This is a genomic window from Flavobacterium franklandianum (assembly GCF_007097365.1).
In the GTDB taxonomy this organism is placed as follows: domain Bacteria; phylum Bacteroidota; class Bacteroidia; order Flavobacteriales; family Flavobacteriaceae; genus Flavobacterium; species Flavobacterium franklandianum.
In genome coordinates, this window is the sequence record NZ_VJZR01000003.1 from 195,862 (window position 1) to 216,047 (window position 20,186).

Annotated in this window: 22 protein-coding genes; 3 read left to right on the forward strand and 19 right to left on the reverse strand. The window is 34.3% G+C overall.

Annotated elements, in window-relative coordinates; translation table 11 throughout:
- Positions 1 to 190: 190 nt before the first annotated feature.
- Positions 191 to 1,003: a T9SS type A sorting domain-containing protein gene (locus tag FNW17_RS05615; RefSeq protein WP_144071096.1), complete on the forward strand. Its 813-nt coding sequence runs from the start codon at positions 191 to 193 to the stop codon at positions 1,001 to 1,003.
- A gap of 200 nt (positions 1,004 to 1,203) precedes the next feature.
- On the opposite strand, the gene FNW17_RS05620 is transcribed toward FNW17_RS05615, so the two are convergent.
- The 16 genes from FNW17_RS05620 to FNW17_RS05695 all read right to left on the reverse strand — a co-directional run bounded on the left by FNW17_RS05620 (position 1,204) and on the right by FNW17_RS05695 (position 15,722).
- Complete coding sequence (locus FNW17_RS05620; protein ID WP_144071097.1) at positions 1,204 to 2,820, reverse strand: UxaA family hydrolase; 1,617 nt, start codon at positions 2,818 to 2,820, stop codon at positions 1,204 to 1,206.
- Between the two features lie 31 nt (positions 2,821 to 2,851).
- On the reverse strand, positions 2,852 to 4,294 hold the full coding sequence (locus FNW17_RS05625) for a tagaturonate reductase (protein WP_144071098.1): 1,443 nt from the start codon (positions 4,292 to 4,294) through the stop codon (positions 2,852 to 2,854).
- Between the two features lie 4 nt (positions 4,295 to 4,298).
- The gene (gene uxaC, locus FNW17_RS05630; protein ID WP_144071099.1) at positions 4,299 to 5,699 is read right to left on the reverse strand and encodes a glucuronate isomerase; all 1,401 of its coding nucleotides are present in this window, start codon (positions 5,697 to 5,699) and stop codon (positions 4,299 to 4,301) included.
- A 20-nt stretch (positions 5,700 to 5,719) separates the two neighbouring features.
- Positions 5,720 to 6,511: a gluconate 5-dehydrogenase gene (locus FNW17_RS05635; RefSeq protein WP_144071100.1), complete on the reverse strand. Its 792-nt coding sequence runs from the start codon at positions 6,509 to 6,511 to the stop codon at positions 5,720 to 5,722.
- Positions 6,512 to 6,527: 16 nt separating this feature from the next.
- Positions 6,528 to 7,367: a 5-dehydro-4-deoxy-D-glucuronate isomerase gene (kduI, locus tag FNW17_RS05640; RefSeq protein ID WP_144071101.1), complete on the reverse strand. Its 840-nt coding sequence runs from the start codon at positions 7,365 to 7,367 to the stop codon at positions 6,528 to 6,530.
- Between the two features lie 312 nt (positions 7,368 to 7,679).
- Positions 7,680 to 8,339: a 3'-5' exonuclease gene (locus FNW17_RS05645; RefSeq protein WP_144071102.1), complete on the reverse strand. Its 660-nt coding sequence runs from the start codon at positions 8,337 to 8,339 to the stop codon at positions 7,680 to 7,682.
- A complete protein-coding gene (locus FNW17_RS05650; protein ID WP_144071103.1) occupies positions 8,339 to 10,243 on the reverse strand; it encodes a DUF294 nucleotidyltransferase-like domain-containing protein in 1,905 nt (634 codons plus the stop codon). Before FNW17_RS05650 ends, FNW17_RS05645 begins: the two co-directional genes overlap by 1 nt.
- 75 nt (positions 10,244 to 10,318) lie before the next feature.
- Positions 10,319 to 11,092: a TerC family protein gene (locus FNW17_RS05655; RefSeq protein WP_143389918.1), complete on the reverse strand. Its 774-nt coding sequence runs from the start codon at positions 11,090 to 11,092 to the stop codon at positions 10,319 to 10,321.
- A gap of 80 nt (positions 11,093 to 11,172) precedes the next feature.
- On the reverse strand, positions 11,173 to 11,553 hold the full coding sequence (locus FNW17_RS05660) for a DNA topoisomerase IV (protein WP_143389917.1): 381 nt from the start codon (positions 11,551 to 11,553) through the stop codon (positions 11,173 to 11,175).
- 55 nt (positions 11,554 to 11,608) lie between these two features.
- The gene (locus FNW17_RS05665) at positions 11,609 to 12,181 is read right to left on the reverse strand and encodes a pentapeptide repeat-containing protein (protein WP_144071104.1); all 573 of its coding nucleotides are present in this window, start codon (positions 12,179 to 12,181) and stop codon (positions 11,609 to 11,611) included.
- Positions 12,181 to 12,402: a DUF6095 family protein gene (locus tag FNW17_RS05670; RefSeq protein WP_143389915.1), complete on the reverse strand. Its 222-nt coding sequence runs from the start codon at positions 12,400 to 12,402 to the stop codon at positions 12,181 to 12,183. Before FNW17_RS05670 ends, FNW17_RS05665 begins: the two co-directional genes overlap by 1 nt.
- 49 nt (positions 12,403 to 12,451) lie before the next feature.
- Positions 12,452 to 13,267 carry an N-acetylmuramic acid 6-phosphate etherase gene (gene murQ, locus FNW17_RS05675; RefSeq protein WP_144071105.1) on the reverse strand — a complete coding sequence of 272 codons (816 nt, stop codon included), beginning with the start codon at positions 13,265 to 13,267 and terminating at the stop codon, positions 12,452 to 12,454.
- Positions 13,268 to 13,577: 310 nt separating this feature from the next.
- Positions 13,578 to 13,922 carry a DUF5615 family PIN-like protein gene (locus FNW17_RS05680; protein WP_144071106.1) on the reverse strand — a complete coding sequence of 115 codons (345 nt, stop codon included), beginning with the start codon at positions 13,920 to 13,922 and terminating at the stop codon, positions 13,578 to 13,580.
- A 2-nt stretch (positions 13,923 to 13,924) separates the two neighbouring features.
- A complete protein-coding gene (locus tag FNW17_RS05685; RefSeq protein ID WP_144071107.1) occupies positions 13,925 to 14,164 on the reverse strand; it encodes a DUF433 domain-containing protein in 240 nt (79 codons plus the stop codon).
- 31 nt (positions 14,165 to 14,195) lie between these two features.
- Positions 14,196 to 14,864 (reverse strand): ZIP family metal transporter, encoded by a 669-nt coding sequence (locus tag FNW17_RS05690; protein ID WP_144071108.1) that lies wholly within the window; start codon positions 14,862 to 14,864, stop codon positions 14,196 to 14,198.
- A gap of 114 nt (positions 14,865 to 14,978) precedes the next feature.
- Positions 14,979 to 15,722, reverse strand: a complete 744-nt coding sequence (locus tag FNW17_RS05695; RefSeq protein WP_143389910.1) for a class I SAM-dependent DNA methyltransferase — start codon at positions 15,720 to 15,722, stop codon at positions 14,979 to 14,981.
- 68 nt (positions 15,723 to 15,790) lie between these two features.
- Between FNW17_RS05695 and FNW17_RS05700 the strand changes: the two genes are divergently transcribed.
- Positions 15,791 to 16,966 carry a THUMP domain-containing class I SAM-dependent RNA methyltransferase gene (locus tag FNW17_RS05700; protein ID WP_144071109.1) on the forward strand — a complete coding sequence of 392 codons (1,176 nt, stop codon included), beginning with the start codon at positions 15,791 to 15,793 and terminating at the stop codon, positions 16,964 to 16,966.
- Positions 16,967 to 16,997: 31 nt separating this feature from the next.
- The gene (locus FNW17_RS05705; protein ID WP_143389908.1) at positions 16,998 to 17,234 is read left to right on the forward strand and encodes a hypothetical protein; all 237 of its coding nucleotides are present in this window, start codon (positions 16,998 to 17,000) and stop codon (positions 17,232 to 17,234) included.
- Between the two features lie 8 nt (positions 17,235 to 17,242).
- On the opposite strand, the gene FNW17_RS05710 is transcribed toward FNW17_RS05705, so the two are convergent.
- The 3 genes from FNW17_RS05710 to rlmD form a co-directional block, all read right to left on the reverse strand.
- Positions 17,243 to 18,076 carry a DUF6048 family protein gene (locus FNW17_RS05710; RefSeq protein ID WP_143389907.1) on the reverse strand — a complete coding sequence of 278 codons (834 nt, stop codon included), beginning with the start codon at positions 18,074 to 18,076 and terminating at the stop codon, positions 17,243 to 17,245.
- Positions 18,048 to 18,587: a DUF6452 family protein gene (locus tag FNW17_RS05715; RefSeq protein ID WP_143389906.1), complete on the reverse strand. Its 540-nt coding sequence runs from the start codon at positions 18,585 to 18,587 to the stop codon at positions 18,048 to 18,050. The genes FNW17_RS05710 and FNW17_RS05715 overlap by 29 nt, the downstream gene beginning before the upstream one ends.
- A gap of 127 nt (positions 18,588 to 18,714) precedes the next feature.
- The gene (gene rlmD / locus FNW17_RS05720; RefSeq protein ID WP_143389905.1) at positions 18,715 to 20,127 is read right to left on the reverse strand and encodes a 23S rRNA (uracil(1939)-C(5))-methyltransferase RlmD; all 1,413 of its coding nucleotides are present in this window, start codon (positions 20,125 to 20,127) and stop codon (positions 18,715 to 18,717) included.
- Positions 20,128 to 20,186 lie beyond the last annotated feature (59 nt).

A 20,186-nucleotide genomic window follows, 5' to 3' on the forward strand; every position in this document is an offset into this window, starting at 1 on the left:
ATGCCATGATTGCTCTTTTTTAATGAAGAGGAAAGCGAACGTTATATTCTGTTTTAATCAGCAATAGTTTATTAAACAGAAGATTAATTCAGGAATATTAAAAAAAAACATAAATTATTTTTTATTTTAAAAAAAAATACTACTTTTATGCAATCGATTACAAATTATTAAACAACTTAAAACTTTTATTATGAAAAAAAAATTACTTCTTTTAATTCTTCCTATGCTGTTTATGGCATTATTTGTTAATGCACAAACAAAAGTTTGGGATTTTGGTAATGATACTGTTACTTGGCCTATATCTGCCGGTATTGGTTCTAATGAAATTGTAAAAGATCAGTTAGGTTTGTTTCCAATTGCTACGAATACAAATTTTGCTGCTGTTACTGCAAGTGGCGCAACATTTACTGACGGTTTTACAGCGGTAAATCGTTTTCAATTGAACGGTGGTGGCGGAGGAACTGCTGGAAATTTATTGCCAACACAACGTTATGTTTATTTTACAGTTGATGGCGCTTGTACAGTAAAAGTATGGTTCAAAACAGGTTCTAATGGTGCAGCTCGTAAAGTTATGTGTACTAATGGTTCTGAACTTCTTGGTTCAGGTACTTCGATTGGTGGCACAACTCCAGTAGATTTAGTTATTTTTACAGCAAATATTTCTGCAGTTCAAGCAGCTGTTGGAAAAATTTATATCTATGGTGATACTACCTCAAGTAATCTATATAAAATTGAAGTAACTGGTGCTAATGTTACAACTCCAGCACTTACAACTCAAAATTTTCAAAAAGAATTAGATATAACTGTTTATGCAAAAAACAACAAAATCTTCTTGTCAAACATAAAATCAAGAACAAAAGTGAATGTTTACAACGTTCTTGGTTCATTGGTTAAATCAGCACAAGCTGATGCAGATACTAGTTTAGACATCAATAGTGGTGTTTATATTGTGAATGCAAAATCAGCAGATGGTGAAAAATCAGTAAAAGTAATAGTACAGTAATAGAGTAATTTTATAATGTTAAAAGAGGATATTCAGTAATGGGTATCCTTTTTTTTGTTCGAAATTGAACCGACAAATACTGAACTCAATTGGATGTTTTTTCATAATTTAGATTGGAATAGTAATAAAGAAATACTATAAAACAAAAAGGTGGAAGAATAAATTTCTCCCACCTTTTTTTTTAAAACTAAACAATAAACTTATAAAGAAACGCCTCTTTTCCAAGGAATAAAATCGTTCTGGTTTAGAATCGCCGCTTTTGTTTTTATGGTTCCACTGGCTACATTGATGATAAATTCCAACATTTCATCAGCCATTTCATCTATTGATTTTTCGCCTGTAATAATTCCGCCCGTGTCAATATCGATGATATCCGACATTTTTCTGGCCAATTCAGAATTAGATGAAACTTTGATAACTGGTGCAATTGGATTTCCGGTTGGAGTTCCTAAACCTGTTGTAAACAATACCATATTGGCTCCTGAACCCACCATTGCTGTAGTACATTCTACATCATTTCCTGGTGTACACAATAAATTTAAACCTGGTTTCGAAATGTATTCTCCATAATCTGAAACTCCCACAATTGGCGAAGTTCCTCCTTTTTTGGCTGCTCCAGCAGATTTCATCGCATCTGTAATTAATCCATCTTTGATATTTCCTGGTGATGGATTCATATCAAAACCAGATCCTGCATCCACTACTGTTTTTTCGTACCATTTCATTAATTCCAAAAAGCGTTTTCCATCTTCATCTTCATTGCAACGGTTTACCAGTTCTTGTTCTACACCGCACAATTCCGGAAATTCCGAAAGAATGGTGGTTCCTCCCAAAGCGGTAAGCAAATCCGATGTTACGCCCAATGTTGGGTTTGCCGAAATTCCAGAAAATCCATCTGAACCACCGCATTCCAAACCTATTGTTAATTTAGACAATGGCGCCGGAGTTCTTTCTAATTGATTTGCTTTTTTGATGGCTTCAAACGAGTCTTTCACCACGCTACTCAACATTGCTTCAATGGTTCCTATGGATTGTTGATCGTAAATCAAAACCGGTTTTGTGCTTGTTGGATTTATTTCTTTTAATGCATCTTTAAATATTTCAATTTGCAAATTTTGGCAACCCAAACTCAAAACAGTTGCTCCCGCCACATTTGGATTGTTGACATAACCCGCCAATAATTTAGCCAAACTATGCGAATCTTGACGAATTCCGCCACAGCCACCTTGGTGCGTGATAAATTTTACTTCAATATTTTTGAATAAATCGCCGTCATTTGATTTTACCTTATTACCAGCGACTCCACTTTCAGAACTTACCAAAGAACGCAACAACAATTGATAATCGTTTTCTTTGGGCTTCATCAGTTCTTTTTCGAAGATATCTTTCAAGATTTCGATATTTCTGTTTTCACAAAAAACCAATGGGAAAAACAACCAAACATTTTCAGTTCCCACCTGTCCATCTTCTCTATGATATCCTTGAAAAGTTCTGTCTTTCCATTTATCAACGTTAGGAACAATCCAACCAATAGTTTCAGTTTTTCCGGTTACTTTGTCACTTTCGTGTTTGACATTTAATGTAGAGAGTAGTCCTCCTTTTTCAATTCGAGCACTAGCCTTTCCAACCAAGACACCATACATAATAATTCGATCACCTACTTCTAAAGTATTCATCGCAATTTTATGCTTCATTTTTACATCTGTCTCGATTGTAATTGCTTCTCCTTCAAAACTGATTTTCTCACCAGCAACAAGATTCACTAATGCTACCGCTACATTATCTGTTGGATTTACTTTTATTAATTTCTTTTGCATAATTATAATTTTTATAATGTATATCCTTTGATTAAAATTGTTTGCTGTAATTGACAAAACCATTTTCGATTCCATTAGCTTCAATTTCCCTTAAAGCTACTATTAACACTTCTGATAAACCTTTAACATTTGTTAAATCTTCACCCCAGAATTCAGTATTTGATAAAACTTTAGCAACAACCAAATCTAAAGTTCCTAGTTGCCAAGCATTTTTAAATGCTTCAACTACCTCTGGAGAATCTTTTACAGGTAATTCTTCGTTATTCCAAGTTCCTTTGTAGAATTGGATTAGACAAGCTAATGAAAAAGTTAAATTAGTTGGCAATTTTTTATTCGCATTATAATATTGCAATAAACTAGGCAAAACTCTTACTTTGAATTTTGAGATAGAATTTAAAGCAATATCAGCCAATGCATGTTTGATAAATGGATTTTTAAATCGATCCATTACCTCTTCAGTATAGGCAAGGATTTCCATTTTGTCCATATCAAGCGTAGTACTAATTTCATTAATAACGCTGTTTACAAATTTTCCAGTAAAACTTTCGTTAACGGTTTCCATTACTAATTTGTTACCGTACAAAAGTGAAAAAGGAACCATTGCTGTATGTGCGCCGTTTAGAATACGAACTTTTATCATTTTAAAAGGTCGAATATCGTCAACAATTTTCACATTCAGATTTGTTTTATGAAAAGGCAACTTTTGTTTTAAAGCATCACCGCCTTCAATTGCCCAAAGGAAGAATGGTTCAGCAGCTACAATTAGATTGTCTTGATAATCTAATTTGTTATTGTATTCTTCAATTTCAGCTCTTGGATATCCAGGAACAATTCGGTCTACCAAAGTACTGTGATAGGTACAAGCGTCTGATAACCAAGTTTTAAAATCGGATCCTAATTCCCAAAGATCGCAATATTGCAAAATATATTTCTTTAAAGTTTCTGAGTTATAATCAATCAATTCGCAAGGAATGATAGTCAAACCTTTAGAAGCCTCTCCGTCGAAATATTTGAATCTTTCATATAATAAAACAGTCAACTTTGCAGGAAATGATACCGGTGGTTGCATATCTGGAGTGTCACTTTCGATAAATTCAATACCCGCTTCAGTAGTATTTGAAACAATAAATTGAAGTTCTGACTCTTTGGCTAATGCTAAATAATCAGCAAAATCAGTATATGGATTTATAGCTTTTACAATATTGGTAATTAACTCAATATCTTGTATTTTTTCCCCTTTTTTGATTCCATTCATAAACAAAGTGTACAAACCATCTTGGTCGTTAATCATGTTTATCATACCCTTTTTCAATGGCTGAACAATTGCAACTCCGGCATTGAAATCAACTTTTTTATTTAGTCTTTGAAATGCGTAATCAACGAAAGCTCTTAAAAAATTTCCTTCTCCAAACTGAACCACTTTTATTGGGTTTAATTTCTCTAATCCTGTATTAATTCTATTTAATTTTTTCATTTTTTTATATATTGAAATATTCCTTTGCATTATTATAACTAATATCCGAAACCATTTTGCCTATCCATTCCATATCATTTGGCAATTCGCCTCTTTTGATTTCGTCTCCCAATAGATTACAAAGAATACGTCTGAAATATTCGTGCCTTGGGAACGACAAGAAACTTCTTGAATCAGTCAACATTCCGATGAAACAGCTAATCAATCCCATATTAGAAAGGGCATTCAATTGTTTGGTCATTCCATCTTTTTGATCTAAAAACCACCAACCAGAACCAAACTGTACTTTTCCTTTTACGCTTCCATCGTTGAAATTTCCAATCATAGTTGCCATAACCTCATTATCGGCTGGATTTAGATTGTAAATAATTGTTTTCGCCAATTTATCTTTACTGTCTAATGCGTTTAAAAAAGCAGATAATTTCTGTGCTTGTGGATAATCGCTAATAGAATCCCAACCTGTATCTGGTCCTAAAATTCTATGCATACGGGCATTATTATTTCTCAATGCACCCAAGTGAAGTTGCTGAACCCATCCAAATTCGTGATAGGTTTCGAATAAAAACAACAAAATGGCACTTTGGAATTTCAATGCTTCTTCATTGCTTAAAGTTCCGTTTTCTCTTTTCTTTTTGAAGATGGTATTGATTTCGTTTTCGGTGAAGTTTTCGAAATACACTTGGTCTAATCCGTGATCACAAAGTTTACAGCCTTTTTTATCAAAATAATCAATTCTGTTTCTCAAAGCCGAGCATAAATCTGAATAAGTATCGATGGTCAAACCCGCTTTTTCACCTAATATATTTATGTAATCATTGTAACCATCATTAGAAATCAGGATGGCTTTATCAGGTCTAAAAGCAGTACTAACCTTTGTTTCGAAGGGGTTTTTTGCCAATTTTTGGTGGTGTTCCAATGTGTCAATCGGATCTTCGGTTGTACACACAAATTCAGCATTTACTTTTCGAAGTAAGTTTCTAGTGCTATACTCTTGAGAATTTATTTTAGAGGAAGCTTCTTCGTAAATTTTTTCAGCGGATTTTTCGTTTAGCAATTCGGTAATGTCAAAATAGCGCGCCAGTTCTAAATGTGTCCAATGGTACAATGGATTCCGCATTGTATACGGAACCGTTTTTGCCCAATTCAAGAATTTATCTTTATCCGAAGCATTTCCGGTGATAAATTGTTCGTTAATTCCCAAAGTTCGCATCGCACGCCACTTGTAGTGATCTCCGTTTATCCACACTTTGGTAATGTTGTCAAAAATGGTATCTTCGGCAATGAGTTGTGGAGATAAGTGGTTGTGGTAGTCAATAATAGGCTGATTTTTAGAATAGTTATGATACAATTCTTCAGCGAATTTGTTTTCTAATAAAAAATTATCGTGTATAAATGTTGTGCTCATTATAAATCTCTTAAATATTATTATTCGTTAGATGGTTTTCCAATAGTAGCTAGAATTCCACCATCTACATAAAGAATATGACCGTTTACAAAATCACTTGCTCTGGAGGACAAAAAGATGGCTGCACCTTGTAAATCTTCAGGTTCACCCCAACGAGCTGCTGGCGTCCTGCTTATGATGAACTCATTAAACGGATGTCCGTCAACTCGAATTGGAGCCGTTTGGCTAGTAGCAAAATAACCAGGACCAATTCCGTTGGTTTGAATGTTATACTTAGCCCATTCGGTAGCCATATTTTTAGTTAGCATTTTTAGTCCACCTTTGGCTGCAGCATAAGCACTTACAGAATCTCTTCCTAGCTCACTCATCATCGAACAAATGTTGATTATTTTTCCACCACCACGTTGAATCATTCCTTTGGCAACGTTTTTAGAAACTATAAAAGGACTTATTAAATCTACTGTGATTACCGCAGTAAAATCTTCGACTTCCATTTCGATAATAGGAGTTCTTTTGATGATTCCTGCATTGTTAATTAAGATGTCGATAGGGCCAACTTCGGCTTCAATTTGTTTAATACTCGCAATTACTGCTTTCTCATCAGTTACGTCGAATAGGTATCCATAAGCTTCAATTCCAACCGATTTGTATTCGGCTACAGCCTTGTCTACAGCTTCTCGAGAAGAACGATCGTTTACAACAATTTTTGCTCCAGCGTGACCCAATCCTTTGGCCATAGCCATTCCTAAACCGTGAACTCCACCTGTAATCAAAGCTGTTTTTCCAGTTAAATCGAATAAGTTTATTGACATTTTTTTTATTTTTTAATTATCTTAATTCTGTTATTTTGCAAACATCCATATCTCCATAGTCTAAATTTTCTCCAGCCATTCCCCAAATAAAAGTATAGTTTGAAGTTCCAGCTCCAGAATGAATAGACCAAGGTGGCGAAATAACCGCTTGGTGATTGTTTATCCATAGGTGTCTTGTTTCTTGTGGTTCTCCCATAAAATGGCAAACGGCTTGGTTTTCTGGAATGTCCAAATAAAAATAAACTTCCATTCTACGGTCGTGAACGTGTGCCGGCATCGTGTTCCATACACTTCCGGGTCTTAATTCGGTCATTCCCATTTGTAGTTGACAGGTGGTAACGATTCCGCCAATAATCATCTGATTTACCGTGCGGTGATTGGCGGTTTCCATTGTACCCAATTCTAATTTATTGGCTTCGGCAAGACTTACTTTTTTGGTTGGATGGTTCGTATGAGCCGGAGCTGAATTGATATAGAATTTAGCTGGATTTTTGACATCATCGCTTTTGAAAACAACGTCTGAATTTCCTTTACCAATATATAAAGCGTCTTTAAACCCTAATTCAAATGCTACTCCTTCTACAATAACAACACCATTTCCACCTACATTAATGACTCCCATTTCTCTTCTGTCTAAAAAATTAGGCATTTTCAAAATATCAATGGTTTCTAGTTGAAGTGGAGTAGTTGTTGGTACTGCCGAACCTGCAATGTAACGGTCGTAATGAGAATAAGTAAAGGTAATTTCGCCTTCTTTCATTAGGTTGTCAATTAAAAACTCATCTCTTAATTGTTTGGTGTCATAGTGCTTTACCGCTTGTGGACTTGAAGCATACCTAGAGCTATAATTTATCATAATAAAAATAATTTATGTAATCGATTACACAAAATTAAGTTTTATTTTTTTAATTCCAATTGTTTAACTAGCTTTTTTTTTACTTAGAGCCTATTTATTTGTTAATTATTGCTTTACAAACAATAATAATCCCTTTTAATTAGCTTTTATAATAAGTTTTTGTAGTAAGAATAAAATAGGGTTGGGAGTTGAATGTTGGAAATTTGTTTTCTCACAATGGTTTTGAAATATTTTTGTAAGTAATTGGTATTAATAGAGTTAATTTTAAAATATCAAATAGTTAATAATCGAACTTGGGTAAAATTATTTGAATCAATATTTAAATAATTGCTGTAAACTAAACCCTTTTTTTTCTTTCAATTTATTCAAGATTTTCAAAAAGGCAATGGCAGTAATATAGGCATCTCCCATAGCCGTATGTCGGTCTTTTTTGGAAATGTCAAATTTATCAGCAAGTTCATCTAAAGTATAACTCTCCTTACGCACAAGTAGTGGAGAATAAAGTAATGTTTTCTTGTAAAGATTTGCAGTATCGAGGGTTTTGTTTTTTAATTTTGGTAAACCATTTCTCTCTAAAGCTTTATTGATCATAGAGATGTCAAAAAAGGTATGATGAGCCACTATAATCGAATCGCCTAAAAAATCAATAAATTGTTGCAAACCCTCTAATTCGTTTGGACGATTCAATACAGACTCTCTTAAAATTCCGTGTATTTGAGCAGTTGCTTTATTGTAATGTTCTTGCTGAATGTAAACCTCCAAACTTTCTTGAATTGGAATCCTATAATTTTGCAATACTATAGCTCCAATACATAATATTCGGTCATTTTCATAATCAAAACCAGTAGTTTCAGTATCCAAAACTACAAAACGTGTCGAATCTATATTTCCTTGTATTCCATCGTCTAATGACGTATCAGACTTACCTAAGAGTTCTAATAGGAAAGTATTTATTTTAGTTAAGAAGTTCATTATAAAATGTTTGAAGCATTAAATCGAATTCGGATGATTTCTTGCAATTCTTTAATGGTTTTAAACGTACTTTTCAGCTTTATTTTTTCGGCTTTTGACAAGGTATCCAAGGAAATGTATTGCCCAGAGTCATTGTGTAAAAGACCTTGTTTGGTTCTGAATTTTAATAAGGCCTTGTATGAATATGCACAAGCCAAATACAACTCGCTGTTGGCAGGTTCTAATTCTGCCAATTTTTCAAAACGTTCTGCGGTATTGCTAATAGATTTTACCGAATGGGAGAGAATCAAGACTCTTGCTGCATCTGCGAGAGGCATTAATGCTCGGTTTTTTATATTAAAAAAGTCTTTATGAGCACCATCTTGTTCTAATAAAAATTCTCTAAAAAAACCTGTCGGAGATTGACTTTGTAAGGCACCGCTAACTAAATGTATATAAAATGTTGGATTGGCTTTTACATCTTCAAAGATAAAATCCGATAAATTATTAACTAAATCACTGTCTCCATATGCCAAACTGTAATCAAAAAATATGAATGATAAGAGTACTTCATTTTTTCCGGTATTGGTTATCCAATGGTGTACTTTATTTTTGCATTCGCTAAGACTCAAACACCAATCGGGATTAGAAGCCATCATCTCGGCAGGGCAATATTCATAACCAATATCAAAAAGTCCTTTATTGATTCGAGTTGCTAATTCTAAAAAATATTTTTTGGTTGCTTCTTCTAATTCTTCAGCAACGTCTTCATAAATTAAAGCATTGTCTTGGTCAGTTTGTAATAATTGTTCGCTTCTTCCTTGACTTCCCAATGCCAGCCACGAAAATTTAACTGGTGGTTGCGAATCCATTTTTTTTAGCACGATTCCAATTACTTGTTTCGTACAGGCATCATTTAATTCAGAAATTATTTTAGAAGTAAGTGTCATCGGGATATTTTGATCCAAATAACCTTGTAATAAATGCAAAATACCAGCACGAATGAGCTTGATTTTCTTGAATTTCTTAGCTCTTTTTATGGCTCTTAACAAAACTGCAGGATTGTTGCCAATAGATACCATAACATCATGCTTGGATAACATTCCAACGGCTTTCGAATTTATTGTTCCATCAACAGTAATGCATAAATGACTGATGTCACTTTTCATCATGGCCATTTGGGCCTGAGTGATTGTCATTTTCGTAGGATAAGTAATCACCGGCGCAGTCATTATTTCAGATGCTAGAGTTGTGATTGGGAATGCTCCTGTTACGATTTTGTTTCTTAAATCTTTGTCGGTAATAATACCAATGGGAAGCGAATTTTCGACAACAAGAATAGCTCCCACATTTTTGTTGAGCATAATTTCGGCAGCCTCTTTTGCTGTTGTTGAACTAGAGCAGCTTATTATTTTTTTTGAATATTTTACTTCTTGCAAGTCCAATAATTTTGTGTCAGCTTCAATTTCTTCTCCGTATAATTTTCCTCTATGACTTTTAGAAAACGGGTTTAATGTATTGGAGGCAAAACTTTCTATCAAAAAATTACCAACTGCTTTTTTTTCAAGAGCATAAGGTCTAAAAACATTGATAGGAATAGCATAAAGTATGGTTTCTTCATAGGCTCGAGCTTCCATTTTGTAGTTTTCATTGGCTATTAGTGGTCGCAATCCAAAAATATCGCCTTCATCGCACATATCCATGATATCGCTATGTTGGTCTGCTCTGAGTGCCACAGCTCCTTTGTGAACCACATAAAAACATTCGTGAGTTTCTTCATTTAAGGCAAAAACAACACTGTCTTTTTCTTTGTAAATGATTGTTATTTGTTCTGAAATAATTTCCAAGTCCATTTGTTTTAAAAAACTAAAAGGAGGGAAGTTTTTTAAAAAGTCGGCGACTCTTTGTGAGATTGTATTTTTCATGATGCTAATTTACAACACTAAATTATTTGTATTTGAAAAAAAAAGCCCCGAAAAGGAGCTTTGATTCAATTATTTTTATTTCTTTTTCTTATCGACTTTCATATTCAAGAACTCTACAAATAGTGAAAACGAAATGGCAAAATACAAATACCCTTTTTGTACGGGTGTAACGTGTTCGCCAAAGATTAAAGCATTAGATAAATGAGCACTTTCGGTGATTAACATAAATCCTATAAGAATTAAAAAAGATAATCCTAAAATTTGAATGGAAGGGTGATTGTTGACAAAAGTCCCAACCGGAACCGCAAATTGCATCATAATTAAAACCGAAATAACTACCGCAGTAACCATAATATAAAGCGCCCCTTCGACTCCATTTGTCATCCCAACCGCCGTTAGGATACTATCGAATGAAAATACCAAATCAATCATGATAATTTGTAAAAGTACACCTTGAAAGGATTTAGAAGCTGCTTTACTAATTTGTTTTTCTTCTTCCCCTTTTTCTTCCACTTTTTCGTGAATTTCTGTCGTACTTTTATAAATCAGAAATAATCCACCTAATAATAGGATAAGACTTTGTCCAGTAACTCCAGCCGAAAACCAACTAAAATCAATATAAAACCAAGGCTTTTTCATCTGGATTAAAATACTGATACCAAATAATAGTGCAATCCTCATAAACATGGCCAAAAACATCCCAATTTTTGTAGCGCTTTTTCTTTTTTCTGGGGGCAATTTTCCGGTGACAATCGATATGAAAATAATGTTGTCTATTCCGAGAATAATTTCCAGAAAAGTCAATGTTAATAAGGCAATCCAAGCATCTGGATTTAAAAATACTTCCATGTTTTTTTATTATAGGTTATAAGTTGTGAGTTTTTGGTTTATTGTTTAACGTTGTTCAAACTGCAAGTTGGTGCCATCTGCTACCTGCCATCTGAAATCTTCTCAACGGTTCCACGTTGTTTTTGGTCGCTTCCCACAATTCCGAATTCAAAAGTATAGGATTTTTTCGAGGTGGTCAAAATTTTCATGTTAATTGCCTTTTTTTCCTCCATATTCTTTGGATGTATTTTTTGCAAAATATATTCACAATCGTTTATCCATCGAATGCTTGAAGTATCGGTTCTGCCTTCAAAAGTTTCAATTTCGATGCTGTCTTTGCGTTCAAAAACCGTAGTTTTTTTGACACCATCAACTTCATATTCAAATTTGAATTTCCCAGTTTTGAAATCCTTGCAATTGCGTTCCACATCATAACACGACATTAGTAGCACTAGCGGGAGGAGGAAGATTATTTTTTTCATTTCGTTTTTTTGTTTCAGCTCCACTCTCCTTTGGAGAGGGGCTGGTGGTGAGGATTTACTCGATTTTAATATCATATTTGTCCAAAAGTCCAACAATTCCTTGGGTCGAAAATTTGGCTTTCCGCATCGGGTTCGATTCAGGATCAATTTTATAATTGTAAGCTGTTCTAAAATCGGCTCCAGCTAATTGTGTGTCATTAAAAATGGCGTTATCCAAATTGCAATTCTCGAAAGTCGAATTCGTGAGATTCGTTCCAATAAAAGTAACTTCTTTCATCGAACAGGAATTGAACTTGGTTTTCGGCATTTTCTTGTTGGCAAAAGACGAATAATCCAAAAGGCAATCCTGAAAACTCACGCCAAACATAAAATCGGCACAAGAATTAAACTGAATTCCCAGCAATTTGCAGGTTTTGAAATGTACTGTTTTCAAGCTAGTTCCATCCAATTGTGTCATTGACAGATTGCAATCAATGAATTCGCAATCCATAAAAGTGTTGTTGCAAAAGTTACTGTTCGAGAAATCACAGTTTTTGAAAACGCAATCTTCAAACTCCCGATTGTTGACTTTTTTGTCGATAAAAGAAACTTTTTCGAATGTTTTATGTGTGTGTATGAGGTTTTCCATTAGTCGTTAAATAAACTTCGCATCATTGTTTTTAAACCCAAAAACATCAAATAAACTGCACCAATACAAACCGTAATTCCGATTCCTAAAACCAAATAATGCCATACATTTTGCTTGTTGATAAACGCATTGTAAATTAGGGATGGGCCGATAAATAACAAAGGCAAAGCCCAAGCTAAATATTTTATAGATTTGGATAAAAGTTCTTTGTTAGTTGACATTTATTTTTAAGGTTTTTAGGAATTCCGGGAACTGAACACTTACTACTGATTACTGACCACTATAATTATCAACAGCTTTACGAACGCTTCCATATTTGGTAAGTAATTCGGCAGCTTTTTCATAGGAAACAGGAATTTCTCCCATAATCATTTTTACGCCGCGATCCACAAGTTTACTGTTGCTCAATTGCATATCGACCATCTTGTTTCCTTTGACTTTCCCCAGTTGAATCATCGTCGCGGTCGAAATCATATTGAGTACTAATTTTTGAGCAGTCCCAGCTTTCATTCTCGAACTTCCCGTTACAAATTCGGGACCTACTACCACATCAATAGGGAATTTTGCTGTTTGCGAAAGCGGACTTCCTGCGTTGCAAGAAATGCTTCCCGTGAGGATGTTTTTTTCGTTGCAGGCTTTCAAACCACCAATTACATAAGGTGTTGTTCCCGAAGCAGCGATTCCAATCACGACATCATTTGTATTGATATTTTGTTCTTGCAAGTCAATCCAAGCTTGGTTTGCATCATCTTCAGCATTTTCTACGGCACGGCGAATGGCTTTGTCACCACCAGCAATTATTCCGTTGACTAAGTCAAAAGGAACACCAAAGGTTGGAGGACATTCCGAAGCATCTACAACGCCCAAACGCCCAGAAGTTCCTGCTCCAATATAGAACAGGCGTCCACCAAGTTTCATTTTGGCAACAATTTCAGCAACCAAAACTTCGATTTGTGGCAAGGCTTTTTCTACAGCAAGAGGCACGGTTTTGTCTTCTTGATTGATATTGGATAATAATTCTGAAACCGTCATTTTTTCTAAATGTTCGTATTTCGAGGATTGTTCGGTGGTTTTGGTGAAGGTCATTTTATAAAATTATAAATAAAAATGCTAATGAAAATTAAGGAAAAAATATTTAAAATCATCAAAGAATTTAAAAATATGTTTTTTGAATCCTTGTCTAAAAACAGAAATTTATTAAAAAGGAAATTTACTGATATGTAAAATAGAATTATAAAAAAATTAAGTATTAATTTACCTAAAATGAATGTACATAAAGAATTTTGGATAATTCCTTCAGATTGTTCTTTACTTCCGATATAAAAAAAAGTAGTTACTAAAATGGTAACTATTGAAAAAATGTTTAAAACAGAAAAAGTTTTTTTTATAGTGCTAATTAACAGATACATTCAATATGATTTTCTTTTGCAATAATAAGTTTTGAATTTTTTATTTCCGATTGGATTTTATCCCAATTGTCATTGAAGTAGAGATGTAATTGTTTTAAAGTGCAATTACCTAATTGGAAATAAATTATTTTGGGAGCATTTTCCGCAACCAAAAAACGGTTATAGAAATCAGTGTCTTTTGTAAGTATGACCAATTCGTTTTTCAAGGCATAATTCCATATTTCAGTATCACTCATTTGTAAATTAATGTCGGATACAAAAACAAAATTTTGATCATTAAAAAAACTGAAATATTTTGGCAAATTGACATCGACTAAAAATGAAAAATTCATAGTTAACTGGCTAATTGAATGTCATTTTTATGAGAAGACAAGTTTTTTAGTGCAAAAGCAATACAAGCTTGAATATCCTCTTTTTCGAGAAATGGATAAGCTTCTAAAATAGATTCCACAGAATCTCCTGCTGATAAATACTGCAAAATAGTTTCCACAGTAATTCTCATTCCTCTGACTGTTGGTTTGCCATTGCAAACGTCTGGTTTTGTGGTAATTCTTTCTAAAACAGTTGCGTCCATTTGATTGTTTTTACAAATTTAGTGAATTAATCTATATAAAATACGCCAATACCACCCCAAATATTATCATAGAAACTTTGGCAACATTAAATTTATGTCCTTCACTACTTTCGAAAATAATGGTGGACGAAATATGGAATAATATCCCAATAACGACAGCGGTAATTTCGCTATAATAGTTGTTCAATACGGGCAAATAGTCCGACAAGATAGTTCCCAACGGTGTCATTATCGCAAAAGTAATCATAAAGGCGAAAATGGCTTTTTTGTTGAGTTGGGCATTGATGAAAAACATCGTCAAAATGATAGCAATCGGTAAATGATGAATAGCAATTCCGAGCGCTAAATTATGATGATGACTCACGGGAAATCCTTCTAGAAAAGCATGAATACAAAGGCTGATAAACAACAACCAAGGCATTTGATTCATTTTTTCGTGACCGTGAACGTGACCATGTTCGGCACCTTTAGAGAAAAATTCTAAAATGATTTGGAATAAAATACCCATCATTATAAAAAGGCCAATGTTGGTATTTTGGCTTTCGTAAACGTCCGGCAACAAGTGCATCACGGTTAGCGACAATAAAAACGAACCGCTAAAAGCTAGCAATAATTTAAGATTGGTCTTGCTTTTTGGTTTCAAAAATAAGGCAATACCATAACCTAATAGGACTGAAAATAAGGGTAAAATGTAATTCATTATTTTGTTGAATCGTTTAAAAGTTTAAATCGTTTAAAAGTTTAATGTTGTTTACAAGTTTAAAGTTGTTTTGAACCCTTAAACAATTTTAAACCTTTAAACTCTCTTCAAACCCTATTTAAATATCATTATTAATCGTTCGCTATCGGTTTTGTGGAATTTTTTCAGTTTATAATCTCCAAAAATATCCAACAAATAAATCCCAGCTTCTTCCATCATTTCTTCAAAATCATTAAGCGTCAATGCTTTTACTTTTTCGGTAAAATGGAATTTTTCGCCTTGATCTTCAAAGTCAATTTCTTTACAAATATGGCCTTCACTTAAATATCGCTTGATATGAAATTCAATTCCATCGACTGTTTTTACTTCTTCTGGAACTAAATTACCAATGACTTGATTTACATTCATAAAATCGATTACGGCAAAACCATGTTCGGTCAAACTTTCTTTCATTGCCTTCAAAGTGGTCAAATTGTCCTGGTCATTTTCGAAATAACCAAAACTAGTGAACAAATTGAAAATAGCATCAAATTTATCTTCGAAAGTCTCACGCATATCGTGAACCTGAAATTTCAAGGTTTTATTTTGGTTTTTATTGGCTTCGGTAATACTGTTTTCAGACAAATCGGCACCCACGACTTCGTAACCCAATTGGTTCAAATAGATGGAATGACGCCCTTTGCCACAAGCCAAATCCAGCACTTTAGCCTTCTCTGGAAGATTGAGATAGTGTGTCAAATTATCCATAAAAATCTGGGCTTCTCTATAATTTCTTTCTTTATATAAGATGTGATAATACGGGGTGTCAAACCAAGAGGCGAACCAATTGTGAGTTTTGGGTTTTAGCGAATTCGGCATTTATTCTTTTTCTATTAATTCTAGTCAGCAAATTTAGTGTATTTTTGCACCGAATACTTGATTTTACAATGGAAAATAATTTTAGAATGATTGCCAAAACCTTTTTTGGTTTTGAAGAAATATTGGCAAACGAATTGAAAATGCTGGGCGCACAAGATGTGGAGCCAGGTGTGAGAATGGTGAGTTTCAAAGGAGATAAGGGCTTTATGTACAAAGCCAATTTGTCTTTGAGAACCGCTTTGAAAATCCTGAAACCCATTTATTTCTTCAAAGCAAGAGATGAAAATTCTTTATATAAAGGGATTTCGGGTGTGAACTGGTCGAAATTTATTAATGCCAATCAGACTTTTGTGATTGATGCGACCGTACATTCGGAGTATTTTAATCATTCGGAATTTGTTTCTCAAAAATGTAAGGATGCCATCGTGGACCAATTTCGGGAGCGAACAGGGCAACGTCCAAGCATCGAGAAAATTCATCCCGATTTGCGCATTAATATCCACATCGATAAAGACCAAGTTTCGGTAGCATTAGATACTTCTGGGAATTCGTTGCACCAACGTGGCTATAGAACCGCTACAAATATTGCTCCAATCAACGAAGTATTGGCAGCAGGAATCCTATTACTTTCGGGTTGGGACGGACAAGGCGATTTCTTGGATCCCATGTGTGGATCTGGAACATTCTTGGCCGAAGCGGCTATGATTGCATGTAATATTCCAGCAAATATCAACCGTAAAGAATTTGCTTTCGAAAAATGGAATGATTGGGACAATGATTTATTTGAATCGATTATGGATTCTTTGATGAAGAAAATCAGAGAGTTTCATTATACTATAAAAGGGTATGACAAAGCACCATCGGCAGTTTTGAAAGCCAAAGACAATATCAAAAACGCCAATCTGGACGAATATATTTCAATCGAAGAACGGAACTTTTTCGACACCGAAAAAACATCGGAAGGAAAATTGCATATGGTTTTCAATCCGCCTTATGACGAACGATTGGATATTCATATGGAAGAATTCTACAAGAATATTGGTGACACTTTGAAGAAAAATTATCCAGGAACAAATGCTTGGTTTATAACAGGAAATCTTGAAGCATTGAAATATGTTGGACTAAAACCTTCCCGAAAAATCAAACTTTTCAACGCCAGTATCGAAGCGAGATTGGTGAAATACGAAATGTATGAAGGAAGCAAGAGAACTAAATTTCAGGTTTCAGACGATAGTGTTCAGTAATCAGTTTTTAGGAATTTAATACATTAAAATAATGACAAAATTACAAGTACGTGCTTTTCTATACCAATTAGGCGGTTTTGGAATATTATTTATTTTATTCCGATTTTTGATTGGAAGTTACACCAATTTAGAAGGCTTTTGGATACCAATGACCGCTTTTGTAATTGGCACCATTTTATCACCAAAATTTCAAGCAGCCAAAACGAAAGAAGGAGAAAAATTGTTTATGTCTTGGTTGTTTATAAAAGGAGTCAAGGAAATCGGGTAGTGGAAATATTATTTTTTAACACTTTTCTTTGGCTTAATTGTTTTCTTATATAAAGGAATAAAATAAGTAACAGTATAATTAAATCCAGCTCCGAAATTCCCTGCATACGTTCTGTTGAAGCCCGGAATATAAAGGTTTTCAAAATTGTCGCTTGGTTTTTTGTCAAAAAGAAGCATATTCATTCGAAGACTGAAACCCACGAATATGTTATTGTAAACTTTTACTTTTACTCCAGTAACGACCTCTGCCCAACCTGCGGTTAATCCGTTGTATGATTTTCCAGAAGTTTGCCAAGGCAATTCTCCCCAATAAGGATTGGCGTCGTATATTTTGAAACTGTTCAATTCTTGGTTAAAGGTACTAAAACCACCTCTTAATCCTATGGAAATTATGTTCTCCATATCCAACCAGTTTTCATAAAAATTATAATCAAAACCTACTTTTAGATAGGTTCCTTTAGTGGTGGTATTCAATCGGTCGTCTTCGGTTGTTTTGTTTTCACTTCCTAGTTCGGCGGCTGCGTAATAATTTTTGGTCAGGCGGTAATCGCCTACCAATTCGATTCCTTTATAATTAGAATCATATAAACCACGGGTCAATTTATACAAATCGACACCCACTCGAACACCATATCGATCTTTTTTTACTGGTACAATAGTGTCTTTTTTTACGGGAACAATTGTATCGATTTTTGCAGTTACTACTTTTGGAGCCTCTGGAATTTTGCTTACAGATTCTTTTTTTTCTGAAGTAGTTTTGGTTTCAGTAGTTTCTTGAGCCTGTGCCAAAACCTGTACTATCAGAAGACAAAAACTAAAAAAATACTTTAATGTGTGTTTCATTTTCGTTTGCTATATTACTTTTTTCGACTGAAATGACTTGCATCCATTTACCTTTGGTTATTGGTACTGCGGTTTGAATATAAGGATTGTTTGGCACAAAAGTAAAAAGGGTTTTGAAACCGCAAGCTCTTGATACAAAAACATCTTCTTTTGTGTAATTGAACGTGACTTCATCAATGTCTATCAATGTAGGATTTGGATTGCCTGAGTTCAGAATAAAAGTATATTTAGTTGAATTGGAGTCCGTTTTTAATGGGATTGAAATGCTGCTTCCGTTGGTTAAATATTGCGCATCACCTGAAGCACCAGAGTTAAAAACAATGCCTTCGGTCATTCCGTCTCCAATGACTTTTAGATTTGTTACATTTTTCAAAACAGATGCATTCGAAATATTATAAAAATCAATTACCAAACGAGGTGTTGTGGGGGTATTGGCATCGCAAATGTCATCTTTCTCACAGCTGGAAGAAGTGAATAGGATAATTATTAAAAGAGCAATTATTTTTTTCATAAATCTTTAAATATCAATGGCAATAACAATGGCAATAACAATGACAATAACAATTTCAATGGCAAAAATTAAATCAAATAACTGCTCACTTTCCCTGCAACCTGCAACCTGCCACCTGAAATCTGAATTATCTCCTCTCCAAAAGTACAACATTTTCTACGTGATGCGTTTGCGGAAACATATCTACTGGTCGAACGCGAGTTACTTTGTATTTTTCGTCCATCAAAGCTAAATCTCTTGCTTGTGTCGCCGAGTTGCAACTAACATAAACAATTTTTGAAGGTTCAATTTTCATAATTTGTTCAATCACATCTTTGTGCATTCCGTCTCGTGGAGGATCCGTGATAATCACATCAGGCTTACCGTGTTGCGCAATAAAAGTTTCGTTAAAAACCACTTTCATGTCTCCTACATAGAACTCGCAATTCGTAATTTCGTTGCGTTCAGCGTTTGCTTTGGCATCAATAATCGCTTCGGGGACGCTTTCTACACCAATCACTTTTTTTGCATTTTTAGAAACAAATTGTGCAATCGTCCCAGTTCCTGTGTACAAATCATACACAATTTCGTTACCAGTAAGTCCAGCAAAATCTCGGGTAATTTTATACAATTCGAATGCTTGGTCGGAATTGGTTTGGTAAAAAGATTTCGCATTAATACTAAATTTCAAACCTTCCATTTCTTCCAAAATGTAATCTCTTCCTTTATATAACTTTATATTTTGATCGTATAAAGTATCGTTTGCTTTACTGTTAACCACATATTGCAGCGAAGTAATCTGCGGGAATTTCTCGTAAATATGGTCTAAAAGCAATTCTCTATTGGCTTTGTCATTTTCGAAAAACTGAAGTAAAACCATAATTTCTCCAGTCGAAGCAGTACGCATCATCAAGGTTCTAAGCAAACCTTCGTGATTTCTTGGATTGAAAAAAGTTAGGTTATTTGCATTGGCGAAATCCCGAACTTCATTACGAATTGCATTTGATGGATCTTCCTGTAAATGACATTTGTTGATGTCTAGAATCTTGTCCCACATTTTCGGAATATGGAAGCCAAGTGCGTTTCTATTTCCTAAATCCTCGGTACTGCCAATTTCTTGTTCTGTTAACCAACGGCTGTTCGAAAACGAAAATTCCATTTTGTTTCTATAGAAAAATTGTTTTTCGGAACCTAGAATCGGTTCAAATTCAGGAAGTGCTACTTTTCCAATTCGTTGTAGGTGGTTGAAAACCTCGTTTTGTTTGTAATACAATTGCTGGCTGTAGTTCATATTCTGCCATTTGCAACCGCCACAAACTCCAAAATGTTCGCAAATAGGTTCGATTCTATGTTCAGAAAATTCGTGAAATTTCACGGCTTTTCCTTCATAATAGGCCTTGCGCTTTTTGAAAGTTTGTACATCAACCACGTCGCCCGGAACAACATTGGGAATAAAAATTACTTTTCCATCTGGGGCTTTTGCCACCGAAACGCCTTTTGCACCTGCATCAAGGACTTTTATATGATCAAAAACGATCTTGTCTGTATTTTTCTTTGCCATAGCGCAAAAATAAGTCTTTGAATGGTTTTATAAATTCAAATTGGGAAATATTTTTGAAA